The following is a 12,308-nucleotide window of genomic DNA, read 5'->3' as shown; positions in this document are numbered from 1 at the left end:
TATTCAAAATAATTTAAAATGAAGCAGAGCACATTCCGAAGAAAGTTTTATTACAGTTTAGGTTTTTTACTCATTTTTATGACGAATACCTTTGCGCAATCGTCCGATAAAATGGACTGGTGGAAAGATGCTAAATTTGGCATGTTTTTACATTGGGGCTTGTATTCGCAAACTGCGGGATATTGGGATGGACACGTAGCAAAAGGGAATGAACATTTTATGATTCATGAAAAAATTTCATTAAAGGAATATGCTACTATTGCCGACGATTTTAACCCCGTAAACTTCAATGCTGAAAAGTGGGTGCTTACTGCAAAAGACGCTGGCATGAAGTATATTATCATCACTTCAAAACACCATGATGGTTTCGCCATGTTCGATTCACCATCTAACGATTATAACATAAAAACCAGAACACCATACGCCAAAGACCCCATGAAGGAATTGGTTGATGCTTGCCATAAACACGATATGAAATTTGGGTTTTATTACTCTTTAGGTCGCGATTGGGAAGATCCAGATGTGGCTACCGATTGGCCTTTTAAAGGAGGTAGAAGTAATTTGGTAGATTATCCTGATGAAGATATCAAAGTCTACAGCCGTTATTTTGAAAGAAAGGTGAAGCCGCAAATCAAAGAATTGATGACGCAATACGGTAAAATTGATGTTATTTGGTTTGATACACCAGAATTAATTAGCCCGGAGGAAAGCAAAGAATTGCGAGAATTGATACTTGGCATTCAACCAGATTGTATTATTAACAGCCGAATTAAGCATGGTTTTGGTGATTATAAAGTGACAGAGCAAGAAATTGTTGATGGTTTAGAGTCAGATCCTTGGGAAGCCTGTATTACTATGGGGAAAAACTGGGGGTATATTGAATATGATACCATTTATAAATCTTCAGAATTAATGACACGTCAGTTATTAGAAATAGTAAGTAAAGGCGGGAATTTATTATTGAATAATGGGCCAACTGCAAAAGGAGAAATTACAGATTTGGCCCAAGCTCGATTAGCACAAATAGGGCAGTGGATGAAACAAAATTCAGAAGGTGTTTATGGGGCTAAACCATGGAAAGTACAAGCAGAACGTCTTGCAGAAGTTCCAAAGCAGGTCGAAAAGATTAAGGTTTCAGAAGGAGAAAACACCATGAAAGATAACTTGAAAGATGCTACATCTAAAGACATTTTTCCTGAAGTGAGGTTCACCACAAAAGATGGTGCCATTTACGCTTATGTTTGTAGTCCAACAGAGAAGAAAGTGCTTATAAAAGCCTTTTCAATAGAGAACGCAGGAAAGATTAAAACGGTAACACAATTAAATACTTCCGAAAAAGTAAATTGGAAACAAACTCAGAAGGGATTAATGGTAGAAATTCCAAAGTATTCCGAAAACGAAATTCCTATTACAGGCTTTAAAATAGGACTGTAATTATTCAAAAAAACAGTAATTTAGGAGTTTCTTTTAATAAATAATATCCGTTATTTCAAAGGGTGTAAATTCACGTATTAATGCATTATCTTAAATTAAAATTCGTATTTTTTTTCTTGTTATCAACTGTTGTTTCTTGGGGGCAATCTAGCGAAACCATAGAATTATGGACCAATAAAGTCCCAGGGGAAAGTAGCGAAAAGCAACCTGCTAAAATTTCAGGGAACACTTCGGGAAATGTTAAAAGATTAAGCGAAGTTACCAACCCATTACTCACTGTATATAGACCTGAACAGCCCAATGCGTCTAAAGCCGGAATTATTGTTTGTCCTGGCGGTGGTTATAATATTTTGGCTATAGATAAAGAAGGTGATGAGATAGCCGAATGGTTAAATACTTTGGGATATACGGCTTTTGTATTGCAATATCGTGTACCTAAAAACGATAAAGGTGCAGCGCAAGATATTCAACGTGCCATTAAAATAGTTAGAAGTAAGGCTTCAGAATTTCAATTGGATACCAATAATATTGGACTTATTGGATTTTCAGCAGGCGGTCATTTATCCGCTTTAGCATCTACAACGTTTAAAACACCTTTTTACGAAAGCCAAGATGAAATTGATGCGTTTTCAAGTCAGTCAAATTTTACCATGCTTATTTATCCTGCTTATTTAGATAAAGGCGAAAATAAAACCATCCATCCTGATTTTACATTAGATAAAGACACGCCACCATTTTTTATATTCGGAACAGCAGACGACCCTTACGGTAATAGCAGTTTTGTTATGGGGCAAGCATTACGAGACAATAAAACGCCGGTAGAATTACACGTATACCCAAAAGGCGGTCACGGTTATGGTTTGCGAGATGGTAATGCTGCAGGTGAGCAATGGCCAAAGTTGGCAAAAGAATGGCTTGAAAAAGTGGCGGTGTCAAAACCAAAACTTAACGACATGCAAGTCATCGGAAGTCATAATTCATATAAAATTGAAATTGAAAAACCGTTGTATGATTATCTACATGGTGTAAGTCCTAAAATAGAAAGCTTGCAATACGGTCATGTTTCATTAGAAAAACAATTAGATTTAGGGTTGAGAAACTTGGAGTTAGATGTTTTTTATGATCCGCTAGGTGGGCATTTTTCAAATCCGAAAGGATTGGATATTGTAAAAACTTTAGGAAAAACACCTTTAGATTTTGATATTGAGGAAAAGTTAAAAAAGCCAGGACTTAAAATGTTTCATGTGCAAGATATAGATTTTAGAAGCCATCATTTGCTATTTAGAGACGGATTAAAAAACTTAAAAAAATGGTCAGATAAGCACCCGAATCACACGCCTGTAGTTATTCTTATCAATACAAAAGATCAGGAAGTGCCACAAACTAGAACTCCTTTAACTTTTGATAAAACGGCATTAGATAGTCTTGATGTTGAAATTAGATCCGTATTTTCCGATTCAGAATTGATAACTCCCGATGCTGTTCGTGGCAATTTTAAAACCCTTGAAGAAGCTGTTTTAAAAGCAGGTTGGCCAGAATTAAGTGAGCTAAAAGGAAAATTTTTATTTGTTTTAGATGAAAAGGAAGCGCGTATTAATGATTACCTAGGCGGTCATGATGGCTTAAAAGGACGCGTTCTTTTTGTAAATAGTAAAGAAGGGAATCCGGAAGCTGCATTTCGAATTATAAATAACCCGATTACAGATTTTGAGTACATTAAAACATTAGTTGACAAAGGTTATATGGTGCGCACCCGTGCCGATGCTGGAACTAAGGAAGCACGTACCAAAAGTTACGCTAGGTTTGAAAAAGCTAAAGCTTCTGGAGCACAAGTGATTTCTACGGATTATTATGTGCCATCGACTTTATTTGATTCCGATTTTAAAATAATTTTTGATGATAACACTTATGAGAAAATTAAAAACTAAAAGCATGTTTAAATATTTAGGACTTCTGATGTTTTGTTTACAAGTGTCGGTTTTATCGGCGCAAATTCAGCAAAAATCAGAATTCTCAATAGTTGAAGGAAACGAAGTGGTTTCTATTTTAATTGATAAAAAAGATGCTAAAGTGGTAGCTATTGCTGCTGATATTCTAGCAAGTGATGTGTTTAATATTACAGGAAAAAAACCTGCTGTTGTTTCAAAAACAAGTAAAAATACAGCAATAATTATTGCAGGGACTATCGGTAAAAATAGTTTGATTGATAAATTGATTTCATCAGGAAAAATAAAGGTTTCTGAATTTGAAAATCATTGGGAACGTTATGCCATTCAAATGGTTGAAAACCCAACTAAAAATATTGATAAAGCTTTAGTTATTGTGGGTAGCGATCGCAGAGGAACAGCTTATGGCTTGTTAGAGCTTTCTCGAAAAATAGGCGTATCACCATGGGAATGGTGGGCCGATGTAACTCCAGAGAAAAGTGAAAACCTTATAATTTCTGTTGATAATAAAGTATCTAAAAGTCCTTCCGTAAAGTACAGAGGTGTATTTTTAAATGATGAAGATTGGGGCTTACAACGTTGGGCTGCTTTAAATTTTGAACCAGAAACCGGTGATATTGGTCCTAAAACCTATGCTAAAGTTTTTGAGTTGTTGTTGCGCCTAAGAGCTAATACCATTTGGCCGGCTATGCATTCTAGCACCAAACCGTTTTACTCGTATCCTGAAAATAAATTTGTAGCAGACGATTATGCGATTGTTATTGGAACATCGCATGCAGAGCCTATGTTGAGTAATATTAATACGGAATGGAAACATGATACCATGGGGGAGTATCGTTATGATACAAATTCAGAAACCATAAAGAATCTTTTCAGAAAACGGGTTAAGGAAACCGCAGATTTAGAAGGGATTTATACTACAGGTATGCGTGGTGAACACGATTCGCCTATGATTGTTGGTGAAGATGATACCGAGGCTCAGGTAAAACTTCTAGAAGGTGTTATTACCGACCAACGTGCTATTCTAAAAAAGGAAACAAAGAAGAATCCGAATACCATTCCGCAGGCTTTTGTACCTTATAAGGAAGTGTTAAACTACTACCAAAACGGGTTAGACTTACCAGAAGATATCACTCTGGTTTGGACGGATGATAATTATGGCTACATGCGCCAATTAAGTAACCCCGAGGAGCAAACCCGAGCAGGTGGTGCTGGCGTGTATTATCATACCTCGTATTGGGGCAGACCACACGATTATTTATGGCTCAATTCCACAAATCCTGTTTTAATGTGGGAAGAAATGTCGAAAGCATTTGAGTTTCAATCACGTGAAATATGGATTCTGAACTGTGGCGATATTAAACCACACGAATACAATATCGAACTCTTTTTAGATATGGCCTGGGATATGGATGGTTTTGATAAAAGCACCGCTGTAAAATCTCATATGAACGATTGGGCTGCGCGTGAATTCGGAAAAGCATCAGCTTCTAAAATTACCGATGTTTTATTCGAAAACAACCGTTTGGCTTATATCCGTCGTCCCGAATTTATGGCTTGGAGTCAAGTTGAGCCGGTTACTAAAGCTGGTGAAACCGAATTAACACAGTATCATTATGGCGATGAGGTTTCAGAACGCATCAACAGCTATCAAAACATCATCGAAACAACTGAAAATTTATATGATAAAATCGATGAGCATAGAAAGGATGCCTTTTATCAACTGGTGTATTATCCTGTTATTGGCGCTTCAAAACTCAATCAGAAATGGTTATATAGTTTTAAAAATAAGTTTAACGCCAAGCAAGGCAGGCAAAGTGCAAATACATTAGCAGCACAATCAAAGGCAGCTTATAAACGTATTGAGAAAGAAACAAATTATTATAATGAAAAGCTTCAAAACGGGAAATGGAATCACATAATGACCATGGCGCCACGATTTTTACCTGTTTTTGCCCAGCCCGCTGTATCACATGTAGAAAACACTGAAAAAGCCCATTTAGGTTTGGCTTTGGAAGGTTATCAAATGGAAGTTAACCATGAGGTGATTAATAGTTATGCCGATGTGCTACCTGTTTTTAATAGTTACACCAAGAGCACTTATTTTATAGATGTGTTTATAAATGGTACTGGAACGGTGGATTGGGAAGCGAAACCTAAAGCGGATTGGATTAAAATATCAGAAACTAAAGGTACGCTCAATTCGAATTCTAATATCGTTGAAAAACGTCTTTGGATAACTATTGATTGGGATAAAGTGCCAAAAGGAGAGAACAAAAAAGAAGCACCGTTAGGTCACGATTTTCAATTAATTCCACCAAGTTTTAAAGTGAATAGTGCGATTGATTTTATTTCCGAAGGAAAAACAACAAGTATTGGCGTTTCGGTTTATAATCCAGAACTTGACACTCTAAAAAATTATAAAGGTTTTGTTGAAGATAAAGGCTATGTATCGATAGATGCTGAAAATTTCACACGTAAAAAAGATGGAAACGAAGCTAAATGGGAACGTTTAGAAGGTATTGGTTATACCAATAATGTAATTGCCGCGTTGCCAAGAACAGCAACACCAACAGTCGATATTCAGGCTATTTTAACGAGCAGTCCTGTTTTAGAATACGATTTTTACACCTTCAATTTCGGAGAAGCTCAAGTGAATTTACAAGTGGTGCCAACCCATGCGCCACATGCTGGATTTGGCGTGCGTTGCGCTGTTTCTATTGATGATGCTGATCCTGTAATTGTAGATTTTCAAACTTTTGGACGTAGTGCTTCGTGGAAGCAAAATGTACTTAAAAATGCTTCGGTTCAATCGGCGTTGCAAATTGTAAATAAAGCAGGAAAACATACTTTAAAAATTTGGATGGTAGATCCTGGTGTTATGATAGATCAGGTATTGATAGATTTAGGAGGATGGAAAGCGAGTTATGCTTTTCCGAAGGAAACCGTTAAAAAATAATTAGAATTTTGAATAAATTGTATAGTAAGTGTATTTGTATTCTGCTTTTAGCATTGCTATTTTCTTGTAAGAAAAATATAAAAAATGAGTCGACTCCTGTACAAATAGCATTTATAGCCGATGCACATTTTCAAGATGTTTATGCGCATTTTGAAGATGCAGATTACCAAGGTATAGAAAATCCAAAAACGGGTGAATTTGCAAACATCAGAACCATGGATGCGCAATTGAAATCCACTCGAATATTCAATGAAAATTATTTCGCATGCATCGCTGCTTTAGATGATATTGTGGCGAGAGGTATCAAGTACGTGGCTTTGCCAGGCGATTTTAGTGACGACGGGCAACCCATTCATGTTAAAGGTTTACGAAAGCTGTTAGATATATATACTGAAAAACACGGCATCTTGTTTTTTGCTACCACGGGGAATCACGACCCTGTAAAACCCTTCACACAAGACGCTGGAAAATCTGATTTTTTAGGAGTTGGTGGGCAGGAACAAATCATAACAAGTTCAATTAAAAACTTAAAAGATGGTGTTGAAGGTCAATTAAAACCTATTATAACTTCAGAAATAAAAAAATGGGGCTATAAAGATATTTTAAATGAAATGTCTTCTTTTGGGTTTTATCCTCAACCGGAATACCGCTATTGGGAAACGCCATTTTCTTCTTATGCTTATAACGAATATAGTTTTGAAAAGGCAAAAGAAGCTTCAATTTTAAATAAAAGAACCTATCAAATCGATGCGTATAATGCACATCCAGATGCTAGTTATTTAGTAGAGCCTGTTGCGGGAGTTTGGTTGTTGGCTATTGATGCCAACGTGTATGTGCCGAATACGGAATTAGCTGGAGTTTCAAATAACCCAAACGATTTTTCAGGTGCTAGTATCGGTTATAATAATGTCCTTTTACAGAAAAGTCATTTGGTTACTTGGGTGAAAAAAGTAGCCGAACAAGCTAAGAAACAAGGCAAAGTTTTAATAGCGTTTAGCCATTATCCTATGGTGGATTTCAACGATGACGCTTCCGTAGAAATGAAACAGTTTTTTGGTGATAAAAAAATGCAATTGCACCGTGTGCCCAACGAGGAAGTCGCTCAAACGTTTGCCGATGCAGGTATTCAAATTCATTTTGGCGGCCATATGCATATTAATGATACAGGCGTTCGTACCAGTGGAAAAGGCAATACTTTATTTAACATTCAAACCCCTTCATTGGCAGCTTATACGCCAGGATATAAAGTGTTAACCATACATTCTAAAACCGATTTTGAAGTTGAAACAGTCGTTATTAAATCGGCTAAAAATTTTAATAGTTTATTTCCATTATATGAGCAGGAATATGCTTATTTAAAAGAATCCGGAGCAACTTCAATATGGAATAAAGACATCTTATTAACCGAAAATTATAAAGATTTCACTAAATTTCATTTGAAAGAATTAGTACGACTTCGGTTTTTACCAAATGATTGGCCTAAAGCTTTTGCTGATAGTTTGTTATCGTCCACAGGAAAAGATTTATTATTAAAAAGTAGGATTGAAGATGCTGAAGTGAAAGCATATTTAAAGACGAATGATCTAACTTTAGAAAACTTTGAGAATTGGACAGGTTTTGATATGATTTACGACTTTTATAAACTACGAAGTGCCGACGAGTTGGCTTTTCAAGATATTGGTGTAAACCGATTGAAAGCTTATGAACAGGTATGTAGTCTACTAAAGAAAGCATCAGATGAAAGATTTCAATTATGGGCGTCTATTTTTGATAAAAGCAGACATGGCTTACCTTCAAATCATTTTAGAATAAATTTAGAAGCCAATACTATTGAAAGAATAACGCCATAAATACCCGAAATAAAATTTGTTAATAACCAACCGTTTTAATATTGCCCTTTTTCTGTTTTTGTTTGTTTTTGGCGCTTTTGCTCAAAACATTAAATTCGAACATTATAATGATAACAACGGTTTATCTCATAATTCGGTGCGCCATGTGTTGCAGGATAAACATGGGTTTTTGTGGTTGGGAACATTTTCTGGTTTAAACAGGTTTGATGGTTATGAGTTTAAGACGTATTTAAACACTTCTGAAGGTGGAAATACCATTAACGATAATGATATTACGGCTTTAGAACTGGATGAAAAAGAAAGGAATATCTGGATTGGAACGCGTAAAGGTTTGACCTTGTTTGATTGTGATACTCAAAAATTTACCACATTTTTAAACGAAGTTGGAAACCCCAATAGTTTACAAGATGAAGAAATCCGTTCCATTTATGTCGATCATTTTAATCGGGTTTGGGTAGGCACAAAAGATCATGGTGTGTTTTTATTCTTTTTAGAAGATAAACGTTTCGAAAAAGTAAATATCCCAAACTTTAATTATGTTAAAGACATTTTTGAAGATTCCGAAGGAAATATTTGGATAGGCAGTTATGGCAGCGCTTCGGTAGCGAAAATAAACTTAGATTCTGTCGGGAATATTCAGCAAATAGCGACGTTTACGTTGCAAATCCCGAATTCGGAAGAAGTGAATCCGTATGTGAATTTTATATACGAAGATGCCAAAAATGATATTTTCGTCGGTACCCGAAAAGGGCTTTACAAATTAGATAAAAGAGACAGCGAATTTAAAAATCTATATATTGAAAATAAAGAAGCTAGAGAGGCTTTAGGGCCTTATTTTTTAGCAGTTGCTCAAGCTCCAGATGGCAAATATTGGGTGGGTACGCTTGGGGGCTTACTTGTTTGCGATAGTTTAGAAGCTATTAGTAAAGGGGAGTACAAACGTTATTATTCTATTTTAACAGACCAAACTTCGTTGGTTGATAATTTGGTTTCAGCCTTATATTTTGATGCTTCAGGAATTTTATGGATTGGCACCGAAGATGGTTTGGATAAGTATGATCCGTTTGAAAATCAATTCAATTTAAATAAAGATATTTCGCAATATATAGGAAATCAGGCGCCTAGAATTCGTGGTTTTGCGACAGCGTATACAGGCGAAATTATTGTGGCAACGCGCCATAATGGACTTTATATTTCAAAAGAAGATCATTTTAATCCCTTAGAAATTAATCAAAAAGATATTGCTAGTATTTATTCTCTTGACGGTAAAATATTTTATTGTGGCTTGTGGAACGGTCAAATTTTGGTTTATGATTATGTAAAAAATACTTCAAAAACAGTCGATATTGGTTTTGAAGAATCGCCAGTAGTAGCTTTTGATAATTTAGGAAATAATCAATTGGTTGTTGGATCTTTTGGTGAAGGCGCTTTAATTTTGGATACCGAAAATATAACTAAAAACCGACCTGAAGAACGGTTGCTAAAAGGCAGCGAAATAAACGAGGTTCTCAAGGGGGAAAATAACATGGTTTGGTTTGCTACCGAAACTGGGGTTGTAAAGTATGATTTAACTTCGAAAACCGAAGTCGTTTACACGTCTTTTTTGAATGAAAATAAAGGACTGGCTCATGATAATGTAAGTGATATTGTTTTTGATAAATCGGGGACACTTTGGGCAGCAACCCGAAATGGTTTATGCTTTTTTGATAGTAGTGATAATAACTTTCAGTCGTTGGAAGAACCTAAAGAATTAGCTGGGAAATGGGTAACAGATTTACTTATTGATAGCGCTGGCGATTTATGGTTAAATGTGAATAATAACAGTGTTGCTCGATTGAAATTGGATAGTTTCGATTATAATATTTATCATGTTAATAGTGGTAATCGTTTGGATTACTTTAGTTCTAGAGGATTTTACAAATTTGGAGATTCCGATATTTATTTGGGTGGAAAAAACGGTGTTATTTACTTTTCTCCGTATACCATAAAAGAGAATAAATTATCGCCGAAACCTATTATTACTGAAATTAAAATTCAGAATGAAATCTTGATTCCGGGCATGGAAATCAATAAAGAAATTCCTTTAGAAAAAGATTTCAACCAAGAAAAAAGTATCACCTTAAATTATGATAACAGGAATTTTTCGCTGCAGTTCTCCACACCGTCTTATGCAAACGAAAAATTAAATAAGTTTGAATATCAATTAGAAGGTTTCGATAAAAAATGGATTGCCACAAGCAGTAATTCTCGCACAGTACAGTATACTAACTTATTTCCGGGGAAATATGTGTTCAAAATAAAATCGTGTAATAGTGATGGGCATTGGAGTGATGTGGTGAGTTATAATATTAAAATTGAACGCCCATTTTGGTTAACATATCAAGCATTAATATTGTTTATTTTAACACTCGGATTGGTGTTGTTTTTGGTAAGGCGCGAAGTAAAGAACAGAATGCGCTTGAAGCAAGAATTGGTAACCGAAAAGGTAAATAGAGAACGTGATATTAAATTAAATAATGAAAAATTACGGTTTTTCACCAATATTTCGCATGAGTTGCGCACGCCATTAACCTTAATTATTGGCCCTGTAAAGCAGTTAATTGAAGAAAGCAAGGAGTATAGCAGCACCTACCAAAAGAGCCGTTATAATTTAATTCATCAAAACGCAAGTCGACTGTTGAATTTGGTAAATCAGGTACTCGATTTTAGAAAAGCACAAACAGGCGAGTTAAAACTTAAAGTCTCACGAACCAATATTTTGCAATACACCCAAAACACGTTTGATTCGTTTAAGGAGTTTGCATACAATAAAGAAATTCAGCTTAATTTTAATACAGAAAGCGATTCGCTTTTCGGCTGGATAGACCGGGATAAGTATGATAAAATTCTGTACAATTTATTGTCTAATGCTATAAAATTCACCAATAAATATGGGCATGTCGATTTGTTTGTTCGTCTAAAAAGCGACAGCAGCGATTACTTGGTGGTTGAAGTGAGCGATGATGGTATTGGTATCCCGCAAAAAAGTCAAGAAAAAATATTTAAACGCTTTTATCAAGCCACAAATAGTATCGAAAATAACACGGGTTCCGGTATCGGTTTGTCTCTAGTAAAAGCTTTGGTCGATTTACATAAAGGCAGTATTACGGTGGAAAGTACGCCTAAGAAGGGAAGTGTGTTCTCTTTTGAAATTCCAATAAGTCGTGAGCTTTATAAGAAAAATGAAGTTTTTGAGTTTGTTGCGAATGCTAATGAAGATGCGCAGATTCCGGAAGTACCAATAAAGAAAGTAACGACCAATACGGAGATTAAAGAGAAAATATTGGTTATTGAGGATAATACGGAGCTGCGAAAATATTTGATAGATTACCTGTCTAACTATTACAAAGTTTACGAAGCTGAAAATGGAGAGGAAGGACTTCAAATTTGCCGACAAGTAAAACCTATTTTATGCGTGGCCGATGTTATGATGCCCATTATGAACGGTATTGAGTTTTGTAAAGAACTTAAAAATGATGAGTTTATCAGTCATATTCCAGTGGTTTTATTAACTGCGCTTTCAGAAAATGAAGATAAAGTTAGGGGCTTTAATGTAGGAGCCGATGGGTATTTGGTAAAACCTTTCGATCCGTCTTTATTGAAATCAATTATGGTTAACATTATAAAAACCCGACTGGAATTAAAAACGAAATTTTCTGATGATGCCGATAGTGAAATTGGTTTGTTAACGCATTCACCGGTGGATGAAGTTTTAATGGGAAGGATTTCAAAACTAATTGAAGAAAACATCAGTAAACCCGATTTGACAACAGGGTTTTTATGTCAGGAATTGGGTGTGAGTTCATCAAAATTATATCGAAAAATAAAAGAATTGACAGATTTAGCTCCGAATGAATTTATTAGAACCATTCGATTAAAAAAATCGGTACAATTACTAAAAACGAAAAAACATAATGTTTCGGAAGTCACGGATTTAGTAGGTTTTAACGATCCTTTGTATTTTAGTCGTTGTTTTAAAAAGCAATTTGGTTACCCACCAAGTAAGCTGCTTAAATAGGATTCTGATATCATTTCTCCATGTTTTTGATGTATTAATCCATTTAATTTTTTTTATTATCT

At 35.3% G+C, this 12,308-nt stretch carries 5 protein-coding genes; all 5 read left to right on the top strand.

Annotated elements, in window-relative coordinates; all coding sequences use genetic code 11:
- Positions 1-18 precede the first annotated feature (18 nt).
- Entirely contained in the window at positions 19-1,434 is a 1,416-nt protein-coding gene (locus tag QWY92_RS10465; protein WP_290270998.1) for an alpha-L-fucosidase, read from the top strand.
- A gap of 116 nt (positions 1,435-1,550) precedes the next feature.
- On the top strand, positions 1,551-3,362 hold the full coding sequence (locus tag QWY92_RS10460; RefSeq protein ID WP_290270996.1) for a Ca2+-dependent phosphoinositide-specific phospholipase C: 1,812 nt from the start codon (positions 1,551-1,553) through the stop codon (positions 3,360-3,362).
- The gene (locus tag QWY92_RS10455) at positions 3,343-6,339 is read left to right on the top strand and encodes a glycosyl hydrolase 115 family protein (RefSeq protein WP_290270994.1); all 2,997 of its coding nucleotides are present in this window, start codon (positions 3,343-3,345) and stop codon (positions 6,337-6,339) included. The genes QWY92_RS10460 and QWY92_RS10455 overlap by 20 nt, the downstream gene beginning before the upstream one ends.
- 8 nt (positions 6,340-6,347) lie before the next feature.
- A complete protein-coding gene (locus QWY92_RS10450) occupies positions 6,348-8,189 on the top strand; it encodes a metallophosphoesterase family protein (protein WP_290270992.1) in 1,842 nt (613 codons plus the stop codon).
- Positions 8,190-8,205: 16 nt separating this feature from the next.
- On the top strand, positions 8,206-12,246 hold the full coding sequence (locus QWY92_RS10445; RefSeq protein ID WP_290270990.1) for a hybrid sensor histidine kinase/response regulator transcription factor: 4,041 nt from the start codon (positions 8,206-8,208) through the stop codon (positions 12,244-12,246).
- Positions 12,247-12,308 lie beyond the last annotated feature (62 nt).

This window comes from Algibacter miyuki, from assembly GCF_030409805.1.
Taxonomy (GTDB): domain Bacteria; phylum Bacteroidota; class Bacteroidia; order Flavobacteriales; family Flavobacteriaceae; genus Algibacter; species Algibacter miyuki.
This window is presented reverse-complemented; position numbering and strand designations above follow the sequence as displayed.

Bases quoted from the DNA above. Each gene is read 5' to 3' on its own strand.
- QWY92_RS10465 (WP_290270998.1), top strand. From the start codon at position 19: ATGAAGCAGAGCACATTCCGAAGAAAGTTTTATTACAGTTTAGGTTTT.
- QWY92_RS10455 (WP_290270994.1), top strand. From the start codon at position 3,343: ATGAGAAAATTAAAAACTAAAAGCATGTTTAAATATTTAGGACTTCTG.